The sequence below is a fragment of the Sporichthyaceae bacterium genome (genome assembly GCA_036269075.1).
Classification (GTDB): domain Bacteria; phylum Actinomycetota; class Actinomycetes; order Sporichthyales; family Sporichthyaceae; genus DASQPJ01.
The window spans coordinates 56,189-80,320 of the sequence record DATASX010000045.1 but is presented as its reverse complement, the minus strand read 5'-3'; the positions used below and the strand labels follow the sequence as shown (position 1 = coordinate 80,320).

The 24,132-nt window shown below is 71.7% G+C and carries 19 protein-coding genes; 18 read left to right on the top strand and 1 reads right to left on the bottom strand.

Translation table 11 applies throughout. The features are described 5' to 3' along the window. The first annotated feature begins 24 nt into the window (after nt 1–24). From dapB to VHU88_09000, 11 genes are all read left to right on the top strand, one after another. The gene (dapB, locus tag VHU88_09050) at nt 25–777 is read left to right on the top strand and encodes a 4-hydroxy-tetrahydrodipicolinate reductase (protein HEX3611817.1); all 753 of its coding nucleotides are present in this window, start codon (nt 25–27) and stop codon (nt 775–777) included. A 227-nt stretch (nt 778–1,004) separates the two neighbouring features. After that, nucleotides 1,005–2,672: a choice-of-anchor P family protein gene (locus VHU88_09045; GenBank protein HEX3611816.1), complete on the top strand. Its 1,668-nt coding sequence runs from the start codon at nt 1,005–1,007 to the stop codon at nt 2,670–2,672. Nucleotides 2,673–2,762: 90 nt separating this feature from the next. Next, a complete protein-coding gene (gene thyX / locus VHU88_09040; GenBank protein HEX3611815.1) occupies nt 2,763–3,518 on the top strand; it encodes an FAD-dependent thymidylate synthase in 756 nt (251 codons plus the stop codon). 72 nt (nt 3,519–3,590) lie between these two features. Continuing rightward, the gene (dapA, locus tag VHU88_09035) at nt 3,591–4,502 is read left to right on the top strand and encodes a 4-hydroxy-tetrahydrodipicolinate synthase (protein ID HEX3611814.1); all 912 of its coding nucleotides are present in this window, start codon (nt 3,591–3,593) and stop codon (nt 4,500–4,502) included. A gap of 101 nt (nt 4,503–4,603) precedes the next feature. Continuing rightward, entirely contained in the window at nt 4,604–6,289 is a 1,686-nt protein-coding gene (locus tag VHU88_09030) for a ribonuclease J (GenBank protein HEX3611813.1), read from the top strand. Nucleotides 6,290–6,367: 78 nt separating this feature from the next. Then, nucleotides 6,368–8,974, top strand: a complete 2,607-nt coding sequence (locus VHU88_09025; GenBank protein ID HEX3611812.1) for a DNA translocase FtsK — start codon at nt 6,368–6,370, stop codon at nt 8,972–8,974. Nucleotides 8,975–8,977: 3 nt separating this feature from the next. Continuing rightward, nucleotides 8,978–10,201: a helix-turn-helix domain-containing protein gene (locus tag VHU88_09020; protein ID HEX3611811.1), complete on the top strand. Its 1,224-nt coding sequence runs from the start codon at nt 8,978–8,980 to the stop codon at nt 10,199–10,201. A gap of 107 nt (nt 10,202–10,308) precedes the next feature. Beyond that, nucleotides 10,309–11,892, top strand: coding sequence for a radical SAM protein (locus VHU88_09015; protein HEX3611810.1), 1,584 nt, complete (start codon nt 10,309–10,311; stop codon nt 11,890–11,892). Then, nucleotides 11,889–12,488 carry a CDP-diacylglycerol--glycerol-3-phosphate 3-phosphatidyltransferase gene (pgsA, locus tag VHU88_09010; GenBank protein HEX3611809.1) on the top strand — a complete coding sequence of 200 codons (600 nt, stop codon included), beginning with the start codon at nt 11,889–11,891 and terminating at the stop codon, nt 12,486–12,488. Before VHU88_09015 ends, pgsA begins: the two co-directional genes overlap by 4 nt. Nucleotides 12,489–12,494: 6 nt before the next feature. Continuing rightward, nucleotides 12,495–13,754: a CinA family nicotinamide mononucleotide deamidase-related protein gene (locus tag VHU88_09005; GenBank protein ID HEX3611808.1), complete on the top strand. Its 1,260-nt coding sequence runs from the start codon at nt 12,495–12,497 to the stop codon at nt 13,752–13,754. A 125-nt stretch (nt 13,755–13,879) separates the two neighbouring features. Beyond that, nucleotides 13,880–14,191: a helix-turn-helix transcriptional regulator gene (locus VHU88_09000; protein ID HEX3611807.1), complete on the top strand. Its 312-nt coding sequence runs from the start codon at nt 13,880–13,882 to the stop codon at nt 14,189–14,191. 27 nt (nt 14,192–14,218) lie between these two features. Here VHU88_09000 and VHU88_08995 read toward each other — a convergent pair whose 3' ends face one another. Continuing rightward, nucleotides 14,219–18,766 carry an ATP-dependent helicase gene (locus tag VHU88_08995; GenBank protein ID HEX3611806.1) on the bottom strand — a complete coding sequence of 1,516 codons (4,548 nt, stop codon included), beginning with the start codon at nt 18,764–18,766 and terminating at the stop codon, nt 14,219–14,221. Nucleotides 18,767–18,843: 77 nt separating this feature from the next. Here VHU88_08995 and VHU88_08990 point away from each other — a divergent pair, with 77 nt between their 5' ends. The 7 genes from VHU88_08990 to VHU88_08960 all read left to right on the top strand — a co-directional run bounded on the left by VHU88_08990 (nt 18,844) and on the right by VHU88_08960 (nt 24,105). Then, nucleotides 18,844–19,815: an ABC transporter ATP-binding protein gene (locus VHU88_08990; protein HEX3611805.1), complete on the top strand. Its 972-nt coding sequence runs from the start codon at nt 18,844–18,846 to the stop codon at nt 19,813–19,815. Nucleotides 19,816–19,885: 70 nt separating this feature from the next. Beyond that, entirely contained in the window at nt 19,886–20,668 is a 783-nt protein-coding gene (locus VHU88_08985; GenBank protein ID HEX3611804.1) for an ABC transporter permease, read from the top strand. 73 nt (nt 20,669–20,741) lie between these two features. After that, the gene (locus VHU88_08980) at nt 20,742–21,533 is read left to right on the top strand and encodes an ABC transporter permease (GenBank protein HEX3611803.1); all 792 of its coding nucleotides are present in this window, start codon (nt 20,742–20,744) and stop codon (nt 21,531–21,533) included. 73 nt (nt 21,534–21,606) lie between these two features. Beyond that, on the top strand, nt 21,607–21,957 hold the full coding sequence (locus tag VHU88_08975) for a hypothetical protein (GenBank protein HEX3611802.1): 351 nt from the start codon (nt 21,607–21,609) through the stop codon (nt 21,955–21,957). 76 nt (nt 21,958–22,033) lie between these two features. Continuing rightward, nucleotides 22,034–22,249 carry a DUF3046 domain-containing protein gene (locus VHU88_08970; GenBank protein HEX3611801.1) on the top strand — a complete coding sequence of 72 codons (216 nt, stop codon included), beginning with the start codon at nt 22,034–22,036 and terminating at the stop codon, nt 22,247–22,249. A gap of 254 nt (nt 22,250–22,503) precedes the next feature. Further along, the gene (gene recA / locus VHU88_08965; GenBank protein HEX3611800.1) at nt 22,504–23,556 is read left to right on the top strand and encodes a recombinase RecA; all 1,053 of its coding nucleotides are present in this window, start codon (nt 22,504–22,506) and stop codon (nt 23,554–23,556) included. A 3-nt stretch (nt 23,557–23,559) separates the two neighbouring features. After that, complete coding sequence (locus VHU88_08960) at nt 23,560–24,105, top strand: regulatory protein RecX (GenBank protein ID HEX3611799.1); 546 nt, start codon at nt 23,560–23,562, stop codon at nt 24,103–24,105. The last annotated feature ends 27 nt before the right edge of the window (nt 24,106–24,132 follow it).

Genomic DNA, 24,132 nt, shown 5'->3' with positions numbered 1-24,132 from the left:
GCACGAGCGAACCCAGGAGGCACCGTGACGATTCGGGTCGGGGTTCTGGGCTCGGCCGGCCGCATGGGTCAGGAGACCTGCCTGGCGGTCGAGGGCGCGGACGACATGGAGCTGGTGGCCCGGGTCGACCAGGACGACCCGATCGGCGGCCTGGTCGACGCCGGGGCGCAGGTCGTCGTCGACTTCACCCACCCCGGCGTGGTCCTGGGCAACCTCGAGTTCACGATCACGAACGGCATCCACGCGGTCGTCGGAACCACCGGGTTCGACGAGGTTCGGCTGGACATGGTCCGGGGCCTGCTGGCCGCAAATCCGAAGGTCGGGGTGTTGATCGCGCCGAACTTCGGGATCGGCGCGGTACTGATGATGCGCTTCGCCGCGCAGGCCGCCCGGTACTTCGGCTCCGCCGAGATCATCGAGCTGCACCACCCGGACAAGGCCGACGCGCCCAGCGGCACCTCGGCGCGCACCGCCGAGCTGATGGCCGCCGCGCGTGCCGAGGCGGGCCGGGGACCGATGCCAGACGCCACCCGCACCGGCCTGCCCGGGGCTCGCGGGGCGAAGGTCGAGGGCGTGCCGATCCACTCGTTGCGGGTGCGGGGCCTGGTCGCGCACCAGGAGGTCATCCTCGGCGACGTCGGCGAGACGCTCACGATCCGGCACGACTCGTTGCACCGGTCCTCGTTCATGCCCGGGGTACTGCTCGGGGTCCGTCGGTTGGCCGCCGGCGTCCCCGGGCTCACCGTCGGACTGGAGAACTTTCTCGACCTTTCGTGAACCCCACAGCACAAATGGCACAGCGTCAGATCGCCAATTGATCACTGAACGCATTCGCCTGATTTCTTTGCGTTGAAGCAAGGGCGGCGTGGCCGACGCTTCGGACAAATCAGGTGGCACACACGCCGTCCGATCTTCGGAAAAGTTCCGATGTGTCCGACGCGGCGGATATTGTCCAGGCAACCCACCCCAGCGATCGGTGATCGCCTTACCGAACAAGGATTCACATGCCGCTCCGCGTTCCTCGTCGTGCCGCCGCGTTGATTGCTGCGCCGGCCCTGCTCTCCAGTGGGGTGCTCCTCGCGAGCCCCACGGCGCGCGCCGCGGGTTCGGAGGTCCCGGCCTACAAGGGCTCGGCGATCGCGCTGCACGTCCAGGTCGGGGTGGGCGGTACCACGATCATCGACTCGCTGCTGCCGGGCGGCGTGAAGTTCCCGACCGGCGGTGCGGGCAGTGTGCTCACGTTGCCCGAGGAGCTCTCCCAGGTCGCGACCTTGAAGGTGCTCAACGAGTCCTCGGATATCGACGGGCACGGTTCGCTGCACTCGAACGCGCACACGGCCTCGCTCGGCGTGCTGGGCGGCCTGCTCGGTGCCCGGGTGCTCAACGCGGACTGCTCAGCCGACCGCAGGAACGTCGTCGGCGACTCGCAGGTGCTCGGCCTGGAGCTGGGTGGCCAGCAGATCCCGGTCGACCCGGGCCCCAACTTCAAGGTGGAAATCCCCGACTCGTTGAAGGCGCTGCTGTCCGGCGGCATCTACGTCAACGAGCAGCGGGAGCTGCCCGGCGGCGAGCTGCAGGTCCGGGCGCTGCACGTGCACCTGGTCGTCGCGCCGGCGGCGTTGTCCGACGCGCTGAGGTCGACGATCGCCGAGGTCCGCCAGCTGGCCCAGCAGGTGACCAACGCCGTCGAGAAGGCCACCGGCAAGACGCTCGAGCAGCTCGTCGGCTCGGACTCCACGCTCGGCAACGTCCGGCACGGCGCACAGTCCGACCAGTCGGCCCGACGGGACTACGCCGCCCAGCACCCGGCCGCGACCGCCCACCAGGGCGGCGCCCAGGCCGTCGCGCGCCCGGCAGCCCCAGCAGCTCCGGCAGCCCCCGCGGCTCCGGCAGCCCCAGCAGCTCCGGCAGCCCCCGCGGCTCCGGCAGCCCCAGCGGCTCCGGCAGCCCCCGCCGGCCCGCAGCAGGGGAGCAGCGCCACCACCACCGACAAGGCCGACGGCGCCTCGATCTCGCGCCATCCGGCAGCCGACGACTCGACCGAGCCTTCGTCGGCCGGCATGGACAGCCGTGCTGAGCGGGGCGCCAAGGACTCCGCCCCGGCCCAGGAGGCGCCGGCCGCCGATCCGGCCGCGACCCCGAAGCCGAGCGCCGCCCCGGCGGTGGCCACCAAGGCGACGCCCAAGCCCACGACCGCCCCGAAGGCCGACACCGCGCCGCAGGCTGATTCGGCCCCGCAGGCCGACGCCCAGCCGGCGGCGGGCGAGCCGGCCGCGATCCACCAGGACTCGCCGGGCGCGTACTACGGCAACCAGACCAAGTCCGACCCGAGCGCACTCTCGCGGGAGAGCACCCGCGCCGACGTCCGGGCGCACGAGAAGTCCGACGGCAGCGACCTGACCGCGCCGCAGCGCGCCGCAGCCCCGACCGCGCCCCGCCCGGCTGCGGAGAACATCAACGGACTGGTCGGCGTCGACGTGGTGGTCAGCCAGGTCGACTGCACCGGGGCCGAGGTGGTCGAGGCCGCCCACGTCCCGCACGACCTGCCGAGCACCGGCGCCAACGGCCATGCCATGCGCAACACCGGTGCCGCGGGTCTCGCCCTGCTGGGCCTGGGCGCCACGGTCGTGACCATCGCTCGGCGCCGTCGCCAGGGGCTGCACCGCGGCTGAGACCGATCGATCGGGAGCCACTGCGGAAACTGTCAGTGGCTCCCGGCAAGATCTGTTCTCGGACCGAGGGGCGTTATGACTGTGACAGAGGTGGCCGTGACATCGGCCGGGGGCGACACCGCGAGTGCTGCCGATGAGGTGGTGTTCCGCAGCGCGATGACGGTGGAGTTGGTCAAGGCCAATGCGGCGGACGCGGACGTGCTGTTCGCGGCCCGGGTCTCGACCAAGGGGGAGGCCTCACGGGCCGACGTCGACTCCGACGCGTCGCGCTCGGCCGGGCTGATCCGGTACTTGATGCGCGATCGGCACGGCAGCCCGTTCGAGCACAACTCGATGACGTTCTTCGTCGAGGCGCCGATCTTCGTGTTCCGCGAGTTCATGCGGCACCGGATCGCCTCGTACAACGAGGAGAGCGGCCGATACCGGGAGCTGCGTCCGGTGTTCTACGTCCCCGGCCCGGAGCGCATGCTGCGTCAGGAGGGCAAGCCCGGCGCGTACCACTTCGTCGACGGCACCCCGGAGCAGCACGCGCTGGTCACCCGGCTGACCGAGGACTCCTGCCGGGCCGCGTACGCCGCCTACCAGGAGATGCTCGCGGCCGGGATCGCCCGGGAGGTGGCCCGGATCGTCCTGCCGGTCACGACGTTCTCGTCGATGTACGTGACCATGAACGCCCGGGCGCTGATGAACTTCCTGTCGTTGCGCACCAAGCGCGAGGACTCCGCGTTCCCCTCGTTCCCGCAGCGGGAGATCGAGATGGTCGCCGAGGAGATGGAGCGGCGCTGGGCCGAGCTGATGCCGCTCACCCACGCGGCGTTCGACGACAACGGCCGGGTCGCCCCCTAGTGCTGGGTCGGTCCGACCGGTGAGCGGGGCAGTTGTCCGCTGTCGAGGCGGGTCATGCGGGATACTTCGAACATGTCCAGTTCAGCGGTGAGCGCCGCCACCCCGTTCGGTCGGGTGCTGACGGCGATGATCACGCCGTTCGACGCCCACGGTGAGCTCGATCTCGACGGCACCGCGCGGCTCGCGGTCGAGTTGATGGACGCGGGCCACGACGGCCTGGTCCTCAACGGCACCACCGGCGAGTCGCCGACCACGACCGACTCCGAGAAGGAGCGGGTCGTCCGGGCGGTCGTCGAGGCCGTCGGCGACGGCGCGGTGATCATCGCCGGCGTCGGCACCAACGACACCCGGCACACGGTAGAACTGGCGCGGGCGGCCGAGAAGGCCGGGGCGCACGGTCTGTTGGTCGTGACCCCGTACTACAACAAGCCGCCGCAGGAAGGCCTGTACGAGCACTTCCGGACCGTGGCCGACTCGACCGGCCTGCCGGTGATGCTCTACGACATCCCGGGGCGCTCCGGCGTGCCGATCGCCGGCGAGACGCTGATCCGCCTGGCCCACCACGACCGCATCGTCGCCGTGAAGGACGCCAAGGACGACCTCGGCGCCTCGAGCGTCGTGCTGGCCGCCACCGACCTGGCGTACTACTCGGGCAGCGACATGTTCAACCTGCCGCTGCTGTCCATCGGCGCGGTCGGCTTCGTCAGCGTGGTCGGCCACCTGGTCGGCCCGCGCCTGCGGCGACTGGTCGAGGCCTACACGTCGGGCGCGACCGTCGAGGCGACCGCTCTGCACCGCGAACTGCTGCCCGTCTACGAGGGCATCTTCCGCACGCAGGGCACGATCCTCGTCAAGGCCGCGCTGGCTTTGCAGAGCCGCCCCGGGGGCGGCGTACGACTACCGCTGGTCCCGGCCACGCCGGCCCAGATCGAGCAGTTGCGGACGGACCTGGTCGCGGGCGGGGTCCCGCTCGGCTCTGGCTGAGCGGCGACCGCGGTTTCCGCGGTGGATCAACAGACGGGAATTCGACAAGTGAACGTAAGTCGCACGGTGTGCCCGGTCGCCCCGAACCGTGAGGCTGCCGTATGAGCCACCCGCACCCGGAACTGCCCGCACCCGGGCCCCTGGCCCCGGGCGGACTGCGGATCGTCTCGTTGGGTGGCATCGGCGAGATCGGTCGCAACATGACCGTGTTCGAGAACAACGGCCGCCTGCTGATCGTCGACTGCGGCGTGTTGTTCCCGGAGGCTCACCAACCCGGCGTCGACCTGGTCCTGCCGGACTTCTCGGCGATCGCCGATCGTCTCGACGACGTCGAGGCGATCGTGCTCACCCACGCCCACGAGGACCACATCGGCGCGGTGCCCTACCTGCTGCGCCGCAAGGCCGACATCCCGCTGGTCGGGTCGAAGCTAACCCTGGCGCTGGTCGAGGCCAAGCTCGCCGAGCACCGCATCCGGCCGTACACGCTGCAGGTAGTCGAGGGCGACCGCGAGCGGTTCGGACCGTTCGACTGCGAGTTCCTCGCGGTCAACCACTCGATCCCGGACGCGATGGCGGTGGCCATCCGGACCTCGGCGGGGCTGGTGCTGCACACCGGCGACTTCAAGATGGACCAGCTGCCGCTCGATGGCCGGCTCACCGACCTGCCGGGATTCGCGCGGCTCGGTGCCGAGGGCGTCGACCTGTTCATGGTCGACTCCACCAACGCCGAGGTTCCTGGGTTCATCCCGAACGAGCGCAACATCGGCCCGGTGCTCGACCGGGTCTTCGGCAAGGCCTCGCGGCGCATCATCGTGGCCTGCTTCGCCTCGCACGTGCACCGCGTCCAGCAGATCCTGGACACGGCGCACGCGCATGGCCGCAAGGTCGCGATGGTGGGCCGGTCGATGGTGCGCAACATGGGCGTCGCGCGCGACCTGGGCTACCTGCACGTCCCGCCCGGCCTGCTGATCGACATGAAGGCCATAGACGAGTTGATGCCCGAGAAGGTCCTGCTCCTCTGCACGGGCTCGCAGGGCGAACCGATGTCGGCGCTGTCGCGGATGGCCAACCGCGACCACGCGATCAGCATCCTCGCCGACGACACCGTCGTGCTGGCCTCCTCGCTGATCCCGGGTAACGAGAACGACGTCTTCCGGGTCGTGAACGGGCTGACCCGCCTCGGCGCGAACGTGGTGCACAAGTCCAACGCGATGGTCCACGTCTCCGGCCACGCCTCGGCCGGCGAGCTCATCTACTGCTACAACCTGGTCAAGCCGCGCCACGTCATGCCGGTCCACGGCGAACCGCGGCACCTGCGCGCCAACGCCGAGCTGGCAATGCTGACCGGCGTCCCGGCCGAACGGATCGTGATGGCCGAGGACGGCGTGGTGGTCGACCTGGTCGACGGTTCGGCCCGCATCGTCGGTTCGGTGCCGTGCGGGTACGTCTACGTCGACGGACTGTCGGTCGGCGACGTCACCGAGGCCTCGCTGAAGGACCGGCGCATCCTCGGCGAGGAAGGGTTCGTCTCGGTCTTCGTGGTCCTCGACGCCAGCACGGGCAAGATCACCGGGGGCCCCGAGGTCTCGGCGCGCGGCTCGGGGATCGACGACGCGGCACTGCAGGGGGTGCTGCCCCGGATCGTCGAGGCGTTGCACGGTGCGGCCACCGGCGGCGTGGACGACCAGCACACGCTGCAGCAACTGATCCGCCGGGTCGTCGGCAAGTGGGTCAACGAGACCTACCGGCGTCGCCCGATGATCGTGCCGGTCGTCGTCCTGGTGTAGCGCACGCCGGTCACCACGGCGCCCTGACGGCGGCGTGGCTCAAGTGGTCTGTGGGGCATTTGAGATTAAAGTGGCGCCATGGCTACACGTGTGCCCAAATCCACGCCGGCCGCCAAGCGCAAGGCTTCGGCCGGGCGAGGCGGTTCCGCCCGGCCGGTCAAGGGATCTGCGGGCAGCGTGCTGGACCCGCCGGGCACCGCGAACACGCGGTTGCGCCGGGTCGCCGTCTCGACCATGAAGGTCAACCCGGTATCCGGGCTGATCATGGGGCTGTGGGTGCTCGTCGAGAGCATCTACCTGGGCATCGCCCGCGGGATCGGCAAGGTCATCCGCAGCGTCAACCGTTCGGCGCGGGAACTCGATCCGGAGCACCGCCGCGACGGCTTCGGCCTGAGCCTGGTCGGCCTGGCCGTGGTGGTCGCCGCCGGTGAGTGGTGGGGCCTGCACGGCTTTGTCGGTGCGGTGGTCCGCGCGGTGGTTTCCGGCAGCCTCGGCTCGGTGGGCCTGGTGGTGCCGCCGGCGCTGATCGCGTTGGGCGTCCATGTGTTGCGCAACACCGGCGACGGCTCGGCCGGAGGCCGGGTCACCGTCGGCACCTCCTGCCTGGCGTTCGGCATCTGCGGCTTGGTCGAACTGCACGACGGCATCCCGCGCCCGCAGGAGGGCACCGGGGCCATGCACCGGGCCGGCGGCATGATCGGCTACCTGGCCGCCGGGCCCCTGGCCGCGGCGACGGCCTCCGCGGTGGCCGCGGCACTGTTGGTCCTGCTGTCCGTCTTCGGTCTGCTGGTGGTAACCGCGACCCCGGTGCGCCAGGTGCCCGAGCGCCTGCGGGCGTTGGCCACGCCGCTGCTCGGCCCTCCGGGGGAATGGGAGCCGGCCCACAGCGAGGCCTACGGCGACGGCGACGTCCCCTACGACCAGGAGGCCGACCGGGCGCCACGGCGTGGTCGCGGCCGCAAGCCCGGCACGGACGGGGAGATCCCGTTCGACACCCCCGTCCTCACACCGGTGCCCCGCCCGGCTCGTCGCGTGCCCGCCCCGGGCCCGCCCGCGGACGACCTGCTCGTCGACTTCCCGGCGCCGCCGAAGCCGAGGCCCGCGCCGGTCCCCCCACCCGCCCCGGGGCCCGTGCCCGCGACGGTCGTGGACTCGACCACGGACAAGCCGACCGACGTCATCGGCGTCACCGCGCCGCCCGCCGGCGGGACCGGCGAGGACAGCGGCTACCGCCTACCTGTCCCGACCGCCTTGTCCGCGGGCACCGCGCACAAGGCACGCACCGCCGCCAACGACCACGTCGTCGGGCAGCTGACCGGTGTGCTCGAGCAGTTCGACCTGGACGCCGAGGTCACCGGATTCACCCGTGGCCCGACGGTCACCCGGTACGAGGTCGAACTCGGCCCCGGCGTGAAGGTCGAGAAGGTCACCAACCTAAGCAAGAACATTGCCTACGCCGTCGCCAGCGCCGACGTCCGGATCCTCTCGCCGATCCCCGGCAAGTCCGCGATCGGCGTGGAGATCCCCAACGCGGACCGCGAACTGGTGTCCCTGGGCGACGTGCTGCGCTCGCCCACCGCGACCGACAACCCGCACCCGATGCTGGTGGCGTTGGGCAAGGACGTCGAGGGCGGCATGGTCTGCGCCAACCTCGCGAAGATGCCGCACATCCTGATCGCGGGTGCCACCGGCGCCGGCAAGTCCAGCTGCATCAACGCGCTGATCGTCTCGATCCTGATGCGCGCCACCCCGGACCAGGTGCGGCTGATCCTCATCGACCCCAAGCGGGTCGAGCTGACCGCGTACGAGGGCGTCCCGCACCTGATCACCCCGGTGATCACCAACCCGAAGCGAGCGGCAGACGCCCTCGGCTGGGTCGCCCGCGAGATGGACATGCGCTACGACGACCTGGAACACAGCGGCTTCAAGCACATCGACGACTTCAACTCCGCGGTACGCGAGGGCAGGCTCATCCCGCCGCTGGGCAGCGAGCGGATCTACAAGCCGTACCCGTACCTGCTGGTGATCGTCGACGAGCTGGCCGACCTGATGATGGTCGCCCCGCGCGACGTGGAAGGCCACATCCAGCGGATCACGCAGCTGGCCCGCGCCGCCGGCATCCACCTGGTGATCGCCACGCAGCGACCCTCGGTGGACGTTGTCACCGGTCTGATCAAGGCCAACGTCCCGTCGCGGCTGGCGTTCGCGACCTCCTCGCGGACCGATTCGCAGGTCATCCTCGACCAGCCGGGCGCGGAGAAGCTCGTCGGACAGGGCGATGGCCTGTTCCTGCCGATGGGCGCCAGCAAGCCGATCCGGGTCCAGGGCGCGTTCGTGCCCGAGAAGGAGATCGCGGCGGTCGTCAAGCACTGCAAGAAGCAGATGGAGGCGGTCTACCGCGACGACGTCACCGTCCCGGCGGCCTCCACCAAGGAGATCGACTCCGAGGTCGGTGACGATCTCGACCTGCTCTGTCAGGCCGCCGAACTGGTGATCACGTCGCAGTTCGGCTCGACGTCGATGCTCCAGCGCAAGTTGCGGGTCGGCTTCGCGAAGGCCGGTCGGCTCATGGATCTGATGGAAAGTCGCGGGATCGTCGGGCCCAGCGAGGGCTCGAAGGCTCGCGACGTGCTGATTCCCGCGGACGAGGCGCCCGATGTGGTCGCCGGATTGCGAGGCGAGTGAGTGATGGACGAGCCGATCGTCGAGGAGACGAACCCGGAGCAGAGCCAGGCCCAGCGCCGCTGGGAGGGCATGATCCGCGTCAGCAAGTCGCGAACCGAAGCCGGCAGCTCATCGGCCCGGGTCCAGCAACTGGTCGCCGAACCGGCGACCGGTGGGCCGCCCCGCGTGCACTCGGCCGGCGAGGCGCGCGCCGGGGGCCGGCGCTGGCAGCCGGAACCCGCCGACTGGACCTCCACGGTGTTCGGGATCGAGCTCCCGCACGACCCCGACTGCCCGCTGTACGACGACGAGCCGGACGAGCCGGAGTACGCGGCGGACGAGAACCCTCCGGCCGAGGCGCCCGGTGCCTTCGAGGGGGAGGCGCCGGCGCCCCCGGTCGACGAGGTTCCGGAGGAGCCGGTCGATGAGCCGGTCGATGAGCCGGTAGCCGAAGCGGCCGTGGCCGAGTGGATCCCGTTCACGCCGACCGACCCCTGGGGCCCGCCCCTCGATGCGGCGGAGTTCATCGACCCCGAGGACGACGAGGTCGTCGGCGGGGTGGTGCTGATCCCGGTGGCTGAGGCGGAGCCCGCGGAAGCTGATGTTTCGGGTATGAGAGTTGACACTCCGGGTATGAGAGTGCCCCGCCCGATCATCGATGATCGGGGTGTCACGGCGGCGGAGCACCCCGTCATCGACGCGGCAGACCTCGATCTCGTCGCCGTTCAACTCGAGGTCCTCGCCCAGGGACTGTCGAATGCGATCGACGAGCGGTACACCGAGCTTGCGGTGGTCGTCCCGCCCCGGAGCGAGCCCCGTCCGGCTGCCCAGGCGCGCGTGCCCGGCAGCCGCCGGGAGTCCGACCCGGTCATGCCGTCGACCGGCATCGGCGCGACGCTGGCCGCAGCCCGGCAGTCGGCCGGCCTGACCCACGACCAACTGGCCCGGATCACCCGGATCGGCGTGGCCCGCCTGGTCGAGTTCGAGAACGACGACTACTCCGGCTGCGGCGCCGACATCTTCGCCCGCGGGCGGTTGGACAGCATCGCCCGCGCGGTCGGGGTCGACCCGGAACCGCTGCTGCAGGAGTTCGACGCCAGGTACGGCGGCGTGCACACCGTGACCTACGGGGTCGGCGGCCGGCCGCAGATTCGGATGCCGCGGAACTGGACTCTGGTGCTGCTGTGCGCGCTCGCGGTGGCTGGGATCTACCCTGTCGCGTTGCTTGTGGTGGCCGTGCTCGGCTGACCCGGGCGTGCCCTGGCGGTGCGGGTGGCTGGAGTGGTCCCGAATGCCGCGTAGGCTGGTGAATTGTGACTTCGCGCCCGCGTCGACCGCGTCCGGCGGACGCGGTGGTGCGCCGTACCGCGCGCCGCCGCGAACCCCGTCCGGTCGTGCAGGCACCCGTCGAGGTGTCGGCCACCCCGACCGTGTCCCTGGTGACCCTGGGCTGTGCCCGTAACGAGGTCGACTCCGATGAGTTGGCGGGCCGGTTGGCCGGGGCGGGCTGGGTCGTCGGCGACGACCCGGAGCGCGCCGACGTGATCGTCGTCAACACCTGCGGCTTCGTCGAGGCTGCGAAGAAGGACAGCATCGACGCCCTGCTGGCCGCCTCCGACATCGTCGACGGCGCGGCCGGTCGGGCCGTCGTCGCCGTGGGCTGCCTGGCCGAGCGCTACGGAGCGGAGTTGGCTGCGGCGCTGCCCGAGGCGCGCGTCCTGGGCTTCGACGACTACGGCGACATCGGCTCCCGGCTGCGCGACGCGGTGGCCGGCGTCTCGCACGTCGCGCACACCCCCCGCGACCGCCGCGCGCTGCTGCCGCTGACCCCCGTCGACCGTCCGGCCGCCGCCGGTGGCGTCTCCGTTCCCGGGCATGCACCAGCCGGCACCGACCCGGTCGCGGACCTGCTGGCCTGGGCCGGCCCGGGCAGCGGCCCGCGTCCGCTGCGTCGTCGGCTCGACGGCGGGCCGATGGCCCCGCTCAAGCTGGCCTCGGGCTGCGACCGGCGTTGCGCGTTCTGCGCGATCCCGTCGTTCCGCGGCGCGTTCCTGTCCCGGCCGCCGGTCGAGGTGCTCGAGGAGGCGGCCTGGCTGGCCGCGGGCGGGGTCCGCGAGATCGTGCTGGTCTCGGAGAACTCGACGTCATACGGCAAGGACCTCGGCGAGCTGCGCCTGCTCGAGCGACTGCTGCCGCGGTTGGCGCAGATCGAGGGCGTCGAACGGGTGCGGGTGAACTACCTGCAGCCGGCGGAGATGCGCCCGTCGCTGGTCGACGTGCTCACCGGCACCCCCGGTGTGGCCCCGTACTTCGACCTGTCCTTCCAGCACTCGTCGGCCGACGTGCTGCGGCGTATGCGCCGCTTCGGCGACACCGACCGGTTCCTCGAGCTGATCGACAGCATCCGCTCGCGGCAGCCCGGCGCCGGGATCCGGACCAACGTCATCGTGGGCTTCCCCGGCGAGACCGAGGCCGACGTCGTGGAGCTGGAGCGCTTCCTCAGTGCCGCCCGCCTCGACGCGGTCGGCGTGTTCGGCTACTCCGACGAGGACGGCACCGAGGCGGTCGCGTTCGACGGAAAGGTCGACGAGGCGGAGATCCGCGATCGGCTCGAGCGGATCACGCGGCTGGTCGAGCAGGTGGCCGAGGACCGGGCCGCCGACCGGGTCGGTGACGAGGTGATCGTGCTGGTCGAGTCGACCGAGGGTGGCGACTACCCGGGGGACGACCGGTTCGGGCCCGCGGTCGCGGAGGGCCGCGCGGCGCATCAGGCGCCGGAGGTCGACGGCGGGGTGGTGCTGGTCGGGCCGTTCGAGTCGCGCGTCGGGGAGTTCGTGACCGCCCGGGTGGTCGGGAGTTTCGGGGTGGACCTGGTGGCCGAGGCGGTCGGGGTGAGCGGCGGCGCACTCGCCGGCGCGCTGGCCGGGGCGGTCGGGTGAGTGCCCTGACGCAGGATCATCTGGCTGACCCCGTCTCGCGAGTCGGCGCCGCCAACCTGGCAAACGGTCTGACGGCCCTGCGTCTGCTGCTCGTCCCGGTTTTCGTTGTCGTGCTGTTCCACGGCGGCGGGCACGTCCACTCATGGCGCTGGTTCGCCTGGGTGGTGTACGCGGTGGCCGCGGTCACCGACACCCTCGACGGCCGGGTGGCCCGCAGCCGCGGGCTGGTGACCGACTTCGGGAAGATCGCCGACCCGATCGCGGACAAGGCCCTGTCCGGCGCCGCGTTGATCGGGTTGTCGACGCTGGGCGACCTGCCGTGGATCGTCACGATCATCGTGCTGGTCCGGGAGATCGGCGTGACGCTGCTGCGGTTCTGGGTCATCCGCCGCGGCGTCATCGCGGCCAGCCGCGGTGGGAAGCTGAAGACGATGCTGCTCGGCTTCGGCACCGGTTTCTGGATCCTGCCGTTCACCGGCTTCGGGCACGACATCGCTCGGGTGCTGATGACCGCCGCGGTCGTGGTCGCCTTGCTCACCGGCTACGACTATCTCTTGCGCGCTCTGCGGCTGCGCCGGACGGCCCCGGTGGTCTGAGCTGCCATGACCCGCGTCGAGCTGCTCACCGTCGGCGACGAACTGCTGTCCGGACTGGTGCTCAACTCGAACGTGGCCCGGGTTGCTGACGCGCTCGGCTCGCTCGGGCTCGGCCTGTCCATGGTCTGCGACGTGGCGGACGACCTCGACGAGATCGTCGCGGCGCTGCGGGCGGCCACCGCGCGGGCCGACATCGTGCTGTGCAGCGGCGGGCTCGGCCCGACCTCCGACGACCTGACCCGCGACGCGCTCGCGGCAGCGGCCGGGGTGGACCTGGTCCGCGACCCGACGCTGATCGACGTGATCCGGTCGCGGTACGCGCAGTGGAACGTCGTCCCGACCGACGTGGCGCTGCGGCAGGCCGACGTCCCGGTCGGGGCCGAGGTCGTGCCGAACCCGCAGGGGAGCGCGCCCGGCCTGCGGATGGAGCTCGCCGGCGCGGTCGTGATCGCCTTGCCCGGCGTTCCTCGCGAGCTGGTCGCCATGCTCGACGAGCAGGTGGTGCCGTACCTGGCCAAGACCGTCGCCACGCAGCGACGCGAGACCCGGACCGTGCGGGTGGCGCTGGCCGGCGAGTCGACGATCGCGGCGGCGCTGGCCGACCTCGAGGCGCGCGGCGCCGTGCGGTTCGCGTACGTCGCCGCCCCCGGCGACGTCGCGGTGCGGCTCACCGGCGACCCGGAACTGGTTGCCGAGGCGACCGAGCAGGTCGTTGCGCAAGTCGGCGATGCCGCGTACTCCACCGACGGCCGCAAGATGCCGGAGGTCCTGCGCGACCTGCTGCTGGCTGAGGGCGGCACGGTGGCCGTGGCGGAATCGGTCACCGGCGGCATGGTCGGTGCCGCGCTCACCGACCCGTCCGGTGCCTCGGCCACGTTCCTGGGCGGGGCACTGGTGTACGCCACCGCGGCCAAGGCCGAACTCGGCGTACCCGCCGACCTGCTGGCCGAACGGGGCCCGGTCGATCCGGACGTGGCCGCGGCACTGGCCGCCCGGGTGCGCGCCCGGCTGGGCGCCCGGTACGGGCTGGCCACCACTGGCGTGGCCGGGCCGGACCCGGTCGATGACGTTCCCGCGGGCACCGTGTACGTAGCGGTCGACTCCGACAAAGGTTGTGTCGTCGCCCGGCTGGCGCTGCCCCCGAGCCGCGACCTGGTCCGTGAGTTGTCCGTGGTGCACGTCCTGGACCTGCTCCGGCGGCACCTGCTCGACCTGCCGCTACTCGATGCCCCCGCGTCGCGACCGGTCCGCGCGACCCGGAATTGATGACGCCTGTCAGCAATTAGGAACGTTCGATGAAGAACACGTTCCGGACACATCGCAAGAGGGACGGTCGGCGAGTACCTTTGTGACAACTGGCACGCGGACAAGGTCGGAAGGAAGGCCGGACGTTGATCCTGCTGAGACTGCTCGTGGGGGACGTGCTGCGTTCCCGCCGGCAGGCCCAGGGCCGGACCCTGCGTGAGGTCTCCGGCTCCGCCCGCGTGTCGCTCGGGTACCTCTCCGAGGTCGAGCGTGGGCAGAAGGAAGCGTCCTCCGAACTGCTTGCCGCCATCTGCGAAGCACTCGGCGTGCGCATGTCCGACCTGATGCGTGACGTCAGCGACTCACTCGCCGTGGCCGAGACCGTCCCGGCCAACGTGCTGCCACTGGAGCCGATCTCGGTCTCCGACGCGGCCGACCAGACCGTGGTCGCGGCCTGACGCTGCCGGCGCGCACCTGAGCCCGGTTCAGGTCCGTAGGCGCAGCCCGCGGGGGGTCGCCCGGAACCCGGCCGCCTCCAACGCGCGACCCAACGCGGAATCGCCCACGGCGCCGCCGTCGGCCCGCTCGACGGTGAGCTTGCCCAACGCGCCTTCGCGCACCGCCAGCGCGAGGGCGTCGGCGGCGGGTTGCAGGCGCTCATCGGCCGCCGGCCAGGTCAGCAGCGAACGCCCACCGCGCTCCACGTAGAGCACGAGGGCGCCGTCGACCAGCACCACCAGCGCGCCCGCCTTCCGGCCCGGCTTGTGGCCCGAGGCCGCCTCGTCCGGCCGGGCCGGCCAGGGCAGTGCCGCGCCGTACGCGTTGGCCGGATCGGTGGCGGCCAGCACCAGCGCCCGCGGTCGGGCATCGGCTGTCGCGGGCTGGGCCCGGACCCGGTCGATCGCCCCGGGGAGTGCGAACTGCGCCGCGCCGAGCCCGGCCACCACGTACCCCCGGCTGCACCGCCCGGCCTCCTCGAAGGCCTTCAGCACCCGGTAGGCCGCGGCGAATCCGCCCGGCAGTCGCTCGGCGACCACCGCGCCACGGGTCAGCACCCCGTGCCGGTCGAGCAGCACGTCCGCGGCGGCCTGGGCACATCGGGTCGGGTCGGCGGTCGGTTCGGGCAGCAGTGACCACCGGCCGGCCACCGTCGGCGGGCCGGACCGGGTCGGCATCACCGGGCGCCCGAACCCCTGCCGGCGCCCCGCGTACCGGGGGCGTGGTGCCGCCGGGCGGCTCCGTGAGCCCCCCCGGGAACCGAGCAACGTGCGCAACGGGGCCAGGGTGTCGTTGGTCAACCGGCCTGCCCAGACCAGGTCCCAGATCGCGTTGGCCAGTGCCGTGTCGTCCGTGGCGCCGACCCGGTCGGACAGTTGCCGGAAGAACAGTGCGTGGCCGGCGGCCAGGGCTTCCAGCACCGCGCCGGGCAACTGGCCCTCAGCGGCGGCCGGGTCGACCGCGGGCAGCAGCAGCGGCGCACTGTCGGCCAGATACAGGCAGACCCAGCCGTCGTCGCCGGGCAGGGCGCCGCGCCCGGCCCAGAGCACCTCGCCGGCCGCGGTCACCTCGTCGAGCATCGCCGGGCGGTAGTCGGCGACCCGGGCGGGCAGGATCAACGTCTCCAACGCCGAGGCCGGGACCGCGGCGCCCTGCAACTGGTCGACCACCCGCAGCAGCCCGTCGATCCCACGCAACGAATCGGACCCGAGGTGTTGCCAGGTGGGCAGGAACCGGGCCAGCGCGACCTGCTCGACCGGCTCGATCTCCTTGCGCAGCAAGGCGATCGACAGCCTGCGCAGCCGGCGCAACACCTCGGTGTCGCACCACTCCGCGCCCGCGCCGCCCGGCCGGAACTCCCCGGCCACCACCCGTCCGCCGGCCTGCAGCCGGGTCAACGCGGCCCGGACGACAGCCGTGCCCAGACCGAACTGAGTCGCGACATCGCCGGTGGTGAACGGCCCGTGCGTGCGGGCCCACCGGGAGAGCAGGTCGCCCAGCGGATCGGCCACCGGCTCGGTGAAGGCCACCGGAACCCCGACCGGCAGGGCCACGCCGAGCGCGTCGGACAGCCGACCGGCGTCCTCCACCGCCGCCCAGCGCTCGATCCCGGCGATTCGGACCCGGATTGCCCGGCGCGTGGCCTCCAGCTCCGCCAGCCAGGTCGGCGTGCCGCCGCGAGCGATCGCTTCCTCGGTCGTCAGCGGGCCGAGCCACCGCAGCAGGTCGGCTACGCCCTCCAGCGTGTGGACCTGACGTTCCGTCACCAACCGTTGGAGCTCGCCTTCGACCCGCTCGATCGCCTCTGCCTCGAGCAGTTCCCGCAGGTCGGCCGCGCCGAGCAGTTCGGCCAGCAACGTCGAGTCCAGGGCCAACGCGGCCGCCCGGCGCTCGGCCAGCGGCGAGTCGCCCTCGTAGATGAACGCCGCCACGTACCCGAACAGGAGCGAACGCGCGAAAGGGGAGGGCATCGAGGTCTCGACCTCGACCACGCGTACCGAGCCCTTGGCGATGTCCGACATCAACTCGGTCAGGCCCGGGACGTCGAACACGTCCTGCAGGCACTCCCGCATCGTCTCCAGCAGGATCGGGAACGTCGGGTACTGCGCGGCGACCGACAGCAGCGACGCGGCCCGCTGCCGCTGCTGCCACAACGGCGAACGCCGCCCCGGGTCGCGGCGGGGCAGCAGCAGCGCCCGGGCCGCGCACTCGCGGAACCGGGCCGCGAACAGGGCCGAGCCGCCCACCTCCTGGGTGACCGCGGCCGAGACGTCGTCCGGGTCGAGGACGGCGGAGAGGCTGCCGTCGTCGGGCAGTTCGTCGATGTCGGGCAACCGCAGCACGATGCCGTCGTCGGCGTGCATCGCCTGGACGTCGATACCGAACTGCCGACGAAGACGCCCGGAGATCGCCAACGCCCACGGCGCGTGCACCTGGGCGCCGAATGGGGAGTGGATGCAGAACCGCCAGTCGCCCAGTTCGTCGCGGAACCGCTCCACGACGATGGTCCGGTCGTCGGGCACGTGACCGGTCGCCGCCCGCTGCTCGTCGAGATAGGCCAGCAGATTCTTACCGGCCCAGTCGTCCAGGCCGCACCGACGTAGGCGTTCGGTCGCGGTCGCGGTGTCCGACCGGATCAACTCCCGCTGGAAGGCGCCCAGCGCCCGACCCAACTCGATCGGGCGGCCCAGCTGATCGCCCTTCCAGAACGGCAGCCGACCCGGCTGCCCGGGCGCCGGCGAGACCAGCACCTTGTCGTGGGTGATGTCCTCGATCCGCCAGCTCGAAGAGCCCAGCGTGAACACGTCGCCGACCCGCGACTCGTAGACCATCTCCTCGTCGAGCTCCCCGACCCGGGAGGCCTTCTCCCCGACCAGGAACACCCCGAACAGGCCGCGGTCGGGGATGGTGCCGCCGCTGGTGACGGCCAGCCGCTGCGCGCCCGGCCGGGACCGCAGCGTGCCGGTCACGCGATCCCAGACCAGCCGCGGGCGCAGCTCGGCGAACGCGTCGGACGGGTAGCGGCCGGCCAGCATGTCGAGCACGGCGTCGAACGAACTGCGCGGCAACGCGGTGAACGACGCGGCGCGGGTGACCAGCGCGAGCGCGGCCTCGACGTCCCACTCGTCCATGGCCACCATCGCCACCAGGTGCTGGGCCAGCACGTCCAACGGGTTGCGCGGCACCCGGATCGCCTCGATGCTCCCGGCCGCCATTCGTTCGGACGTGACCGCGGCCGGCACCAGATCGCCCCGGTGCTTCGGGAACATCACCCCACGGCTGACCGCGCCCACCTGGTGGCCGGCCCGGCCGATGCGTTGCAGGCCGGCGGCGACCGAAGGCGGCGACTCGACCTGCACGACCAGGTCGACGGCGCCCATGTCGATGCCCAGTTCGAGGCTGGAGGTCGCCACCACGGCCGGCAGCCGCCCGGATTTCAGCTCCTCCTCGGTGATGGCCCGCTGCTCCTTGGACACCGAGCCGTGGTGGGCCCGGGCCAGCACCTCGCCCGCCCCGCGCGAGGCTCCGGAGGCCGCGAGCACCTGGGCCGGTTGGACCGACTGAGCGCCCGGCAGGCTCTCCCCGGCCCGTTCCGCGGCGATCTCGTTGAGCCGCTGGGTCAACCGCTCGGCCAGCCGCCGGGAGTTCACGAACACGATCGTGGAACGGTGCGCGGCGATCAGGTCGTGGATGCGCTCCTCGACGTGCGGCCAGATCGAGTTGCCCGGCTTCCCGTCGTCGCGCATCCCGCTGCCGGCCAGTTCGCTCATGTCGGGCACCGGCACGACCACGGAGACCTCGACGGTCTTCTCCGACGGTGGTTTGACCACGGCCACCTCGGCCGCGCCGCCGAGGAACCGGGCGACCTCCTCGACCGGCCGGACGGTCGCCGACAGGCCGATGCGTTGCGCCGGCCGCCCCAGCAAGGCGTCCAACCGCTCCAGCGACAACGCCAGGTGCGCGCCGCGCTTGGTGCCGGCGACCGCATGGACCTCGTCGATGATCACCGTCTCGACGCCGGACAGCGACTCCCGGGCCTGCGAGGTCAGCAACAGGAACAGCGACTCCGGAGTGGTGATCAGGATGTCCGGCGGACGGGTTCCCAGCCGCCGCCGGTCGGCCGCCGAGGTGTCGCCGGTCCGCATCCCGACCTCGACCACCGGCTCCGGCTGGCCCAACCGCACCGCCGCCTGCCGGATCCCGGCCAGCGGCGCCCGTAGGTTTCGCTCGACGTCGACCGCCAATGCCTTCAGCGGTGACACGTACAGCACCCGGCAGCGTTGGCTGCGCTCGGCCGGCGCCGGGTTCGCGGTCAGCCCGTCCAACGCGGCCAGGAACGCCGCCAACGTCTTTCCCGACCCGGTCGGCGCCACCACCAGCACGTTCCGGCCCGCCCCGATCGCGTCCCAGGCCGCGGCCTGCGCCGCAGTCGGCGCGTGGAACGCGCCCCGGAACCACGCCTGGGTGGCCGGGGCGAACCGGTCCAGCGCGCCTCCAGGATCCGGCGGAGTGGGATCGGGCGTGGGTTGGGTCACGAAGCCATCCTGCATCGCGGGGCCGACAGTTTGCCGTCCGTGAGTTTGTGGGTGGGCGGCAGGTAGCGTGCCCGGCCATGGGAGGGACACAGATCGGGCAGGAGTCCGTCGCGCCGCAGACGGCCCCGGCGCCGCCGGTTCTGGTCAGCGCGCGCGGGCTGACCAAGTCCTACGGGTCGTTCACGGCCGTGTCCGGGATCGACTTCGACATCCCCGCCGGGCAGTCCTTCGGCTTTCTCGGCCCGAACGGCGCCGGAAAGTCCTCGACCATGCGGATGATCCAGTGCGTGTCGCCGCCGACCGCGGGGTTTTTGCGGGTGTTCGGGGAGGACCCGGTCGCCGCCGGGGCCCGGATCCGGGCTCGACTGGGCGTGGTCCCGCAGGAGGACACGCTCGACAACGACCTGACGGTGCGGGAGAACCTGCTGGTCTACGCCCGCTACTTCGGCATCGGCTGGTCCGCGGCGCGGGCCCGGGCCGCGGAACTGCTGGAGTTCGTGCAGCTGACCGACCGGTCCGACGCCCGCGTAGCGACGCTGTCGGGCGGGATGAAACGGCGGTTGACCATCGCTCGCTCGCTGGTGAACTCACCACAGTTGCTGCTGCTCGACGAACCGACCACCGGGCTGGACCCGCAGGCCCGCCATTCGGTCTGGGACCGGCTGTCCCGGCTCAAGCGGGAGGGCGTGACCCTGGTCCTGACGACCCACTACATGGACGAGGCCGAGCAGTTGTGCGACCGGCTCGTGGTGCTGGACGGCGGGCTGATCGTGGCCGAGGGGTCGCCGCGCGAGCTGATCGAGCGGTACAGCTCGCGGGAGGTCGTCGAGCTGCGGTTCGCCGGCGACGTGCCGCCGGTCGAGACCTACGTCGACCTGGCCGGTCGGGTCGAACGGGTGGCCGACCGGGTCCTGCTCTACGTCGAGGACGGCGACACCGTCGCCGCGGCGGCCGCCCATCGGAGCCCGCCCGCGGCGAGCGTGCTGGTGCGGCGGTCCGGCCTGGAGGACGTATTCCTGCGGCTCACGGGCCGGACGCTGGTCGACTGATGGTCCGTCGCTGCCTGGGAGAGGCCGTCTTCCTGCGCCTCACGGGTCGGGGACGAAAGTTGGTCGACTGATGCCCACCGTCGCGCCGGCCGGGCGTGCCCTGCACTATTTCGTGGTCCAGTACCGCCGCTGGTGGCGGACCTCGTTGCTGATCAGCTTCATCAACCCCGCGCTGTACCTGGCCGCGATGGGGGTCGGGCTCGGCGGGCTGATCGACCACGGCGGGTCGGCCGCGCCGTTGGGCGGGCACAGCTACCTGGCGTTCCTGGCCCCCGGGCTGCTGGCGGCCACCGCCATGCAGACCGCAGTGGGGGAGAACACCTGGCCGGTCGGCAACGCGATGCGCTGGTCGCGGTCCTACGTGGCGATGGTGGCCACACCGCTGCGGCCGTCCGACGCTATGGCCGGGCACGTGTTGTTCGCCGGCGCCCGGGCTGGGCTCGGCGCGGGCGCCTTCCTGGTGGTCGCCGCGCTGTTCGGGGCGCTGGACTCGCCATGGGCTGTCGCGGCCTGGCCGGTCGCCGTCCTGTGCGGATTGGCCCACGCCGCGCCGGCGGCGGCGTTCAGCGTCGGTCGCACCCATGATCAGGCCTACGCGGCACTGCAGCGCTTCGTGGTCATCCCGTTGTTCCTGTTCTCCGGCGTCTTCTTCCCGATCAGCCAGTTGCCGGCAGTGCTGCGGGTCGTCGCGTGGGCGACCCCGCTGTGGCACGGCGTCGCGCTGTGCCGCGACCTGTGCCTGGGACAGGCGCACCCGCTGCCCGCGCTCGGCCACGTCGCGTACCTGGCCTGCTGGGCGCTGGTCGGGGGATGGCTCGCCGCGGCGGCCTATCGCAAGGCGTTGGCCACATGAGCGAGCTTGCGAGTGAATCAACGTCACAGTGCCCGCCACCACGGGCCCGCACGGGGCGGACGGAGGCACGGCGATGACCGCGACGTTGCCGGTCCGCACGTCGCGGTTCGCGGCCCGGTACGTGATGGAACGGAACATGCTCAACAACCGCCGGTGCTGGGCGGCGTACGTGTCCGGCTTCTTCGAGCCGATGTTCTACCTGCTGTCGCTGTCCGTCGGGGTCTCGCACCTGGTCGGCGACGTCACCGGGCCCGACGGGCGGCCGATGTCGTACCAGGTGTTCCTCGCCCCGGCGATGCTGGCCGCCTCGGCGATGAACGGGTCGGTGCTGGACTCGACGTACAACCTGCACCACAAGCTGCGGCATGCCAGGGTGTTCGAGGCGATCCGGGCGACCCCGCTAGGGCCTCGTGACATCGCGGTCGGGGAGATCGTGTCGGCGACGATCCGTGGCGGCACCTATGCCGTGTTCTTCGTGGCGGCGATGGCCGCGCTCGGCCTGGTGCGCTCGGCGTGGGCAGTGCTCGCGGTGCCCGCCGCGTGGCTGATCGGAGCCGCATTCGCCTCGATCGGCGCGGCGGCGACGACCTACGTACGGCACTGGGGCGACCTGGAGTGGGTCTCGGTGGTGCTGCTGCCACTGTTCCTGTTCTCGGCCACCTTCTACCCGCCCAGCCGTTGCCCGTCCGGGGTCCGGCCGCTGCTCGAGCTGAGTCCGCTCTACCACGGGGTGGTCGTCGTCCGGGGCCTCACGACCGGGGTGGTCGGTCCCGGACTGCTGTGGCACGTGGCCGTCCTGCTGGGGCTGGCAGCCGTCGGGACCACAGTGGCGGCACGCCGTCTCGACCGGATCCTGTGCGACTGAGCGAGGCACCTCCGCCGACCGGTACGATCGACGTCGCGCCGCGGGCTCCGAGGCGTGTCCGTGGTCTTGTTTCGTGGGAGTTGTCGTGGCCGGTGGTAAGCAGTCAAAGACTTCGCGTGCGTCAGTCCGCGCCGGTGCGGGTTCCGCCTCGGGTGCGGTCTCCGCGCTGGGTGAGGTCAAGTACGTGATCCCGTTGAACAGTGGGCGCAACGCGTATGTCCGCAACATCACCACCGGGCGGACCCCGAACCTGAAGACCAACTCCGACGCCTTCGTCGAGGAGATCCGCACGCTGGCCGTCGCCGGCCACGGGGCGAAGATCCGCGCTGAGCTCGAGGTGCTGGCCTCCGAGCAGCCCGGCGACGGTTGGGACGCGACCCTGAAGCGGCTGGAGGACGCGGAGGCGCTCTCCGCACCGGCCTGATGCTGATCCTCGACCGCCCCTCGACGTCGTCGAGGGGCGGTTCGTTTTTGCCCGGAGGTTGCGGCACGGTGGGGTCATGCGGCTGACGGAGTTCTGGTCCCGGATGAACGACCAGTTCGGGCCGGGTTACGCCGAGTCCTTCGCCCGCGACTATGTCGTGGCCCAACTCGGGGGGCGCACGGTCGAGCAGGCGTTGGCGGCCGGGGTCGACGTCCGGACCGTCTGGCGGGCGGTGTGCGCGGCGATGGAGTTGCCGGAGTTCCCTCCGGAGGCTCCGAAGGCACGTCGCTGAGCGCCATCACGTGATGTGGTCGTCCGTGACGGACGTCGTCGCGGCGGCCTGCGGGGCCGCGGAACTCGAGCACCGACTTCCACCGGTGTGTCGACTAGGATCGAACGGGTGTTCGATCTAAGTTTTGTGCATCGAGGTGGCCCGGTCTTCGGCGACCGGGCGACGGGACGACGGAAATTGTCGGACCCGCCGCCTAACGTCCGGTGCCAGGAACAGCGCACCTCGCGCACCCGACGACACGAACAGGTGGGGAAATGCCTGCAGCAGCAGACCGCGACAAGGACAAGGCACTCGACTCGGCGCTGACCCAGATCGAGCGACAGTTCGGCAAGGGCTCGATCATGCGTCTGGGCGACGACGCACGAGCACCGGTCGAGGTCATCCCGACCGGGTCGGTGGCCCTCGACGTGGCGCTGGGCATCGGTGGCCTGCCGCGTGGTCGCGTCGTGGAGATCTACGGCCCGGAGTCCAGTGGTAAGACCACGGTCGCGCTGCATGCGGTGGCCAACGCACAGCGGGCAGGTGGGGTGGCCGCGTTCATCGACGCCGAGCACGCCCTGGACCCGGAGTACGCCAAGAAGCTCGGCGTGGACACCGACAACCTGCTGGTCTCCCAGCCGGACACCGGTGAGCAGGCGCTGGAGATCGCGGACATGCTGATCCGCTCCGGGGCCATCGACATCATCGTGATCGACTCCGTGGCCGCCCTCGTGCCGCGTGCGGAGATCGAGGGCGAGATGGGCGACAGCCACGTCGGCCTGCAGGCCCGGCTGATGAGCCAGGCGTTGCGCAAGATCACCGGTGCATTGAGCTCGTCGAACACGACGGCGATCTTCATCAACCAGTTGCGCGAGAAGATCGGCGTGATGTTCGGCAGCCCGGAGACCACTACCGGTGGGCGGGCGCTGAAGTTCTACGCCTCGATCCGTCTGGACGTGCGGCGCATCGAGACCTTGAAGGACGGCACCGACGCGGTCGGCAACCGGACCCGGGTCAAGGTCGTGAAGAACAAGATGGCCGCGCCGTTCAAGCAGGCCGAGTTCGACATCATCTACGGCCAGGGCATCAGCCGCGAGGGTGGCTTGATCGACATGGGTGTGGAGCACGGCTTCGTCCGCAAGTCCGGTGCTTGGTACACCTACGAGGGCGACCAACTCGGCCAGGGCAAGGAGAACGCCCGCAACTTCCTGCGCGACAACCCCGACCTCGCCGACGAGATCGAGAAGAAGATCAAGGAGAAGTTGGGTGTCGGCCCGCAGGTCGACCGCGACACCGGCCCGGAGGTCTCCACCCCGACGGACTTCTGACGGATGCGGGCTGCTGCCGGTCGCCCAGTCGGCCCGGAGCGCCAGGACACCTCGTCCGGGGATGCCCCGGACGAGGAGACGAAGGCCCGCGACCTGTGCCTGCGTCAGCTGACCGCCGGGCCGCGCACGGCGGCGCAACTGGCTGCGGCGATGGCCCGGCGGGGGATCGACGAGCAGGTGGCGCAGCGGGTCCTCGAGCGGCTGACCGAGGTCGGGTTGGTCGACGACGTGGCGTTCGCCGAGGCCTGGGTGGGCAGTCGACACGCCGGGCGCGGGTTGGCCCGGCGCGCCCTGGCCCACGAACTGCGCAGCCGTGGCGTCGCCGACCCCTTGGTGGAGGAGGCGGTCGCCGGGCTCGACCCGGACCGCGAGGCGGACACCGCCCGCGAGCTCGCCGCCAAGCGCCTGGCCGCCACCCGCGGCCTGGACACCACCGTGCGCTTCCGCCGCACCGCCTCGCTGCTGGCACGAAAGGGGTACTCCTCGCAGCTGGCCTACCGGGTGATCCGGGAGGCGCTGGAGGCCGAGGGCGCAGTGTTTGAGCCCTGACGTCAGCGAAAGTGAGGCCTATAGGCC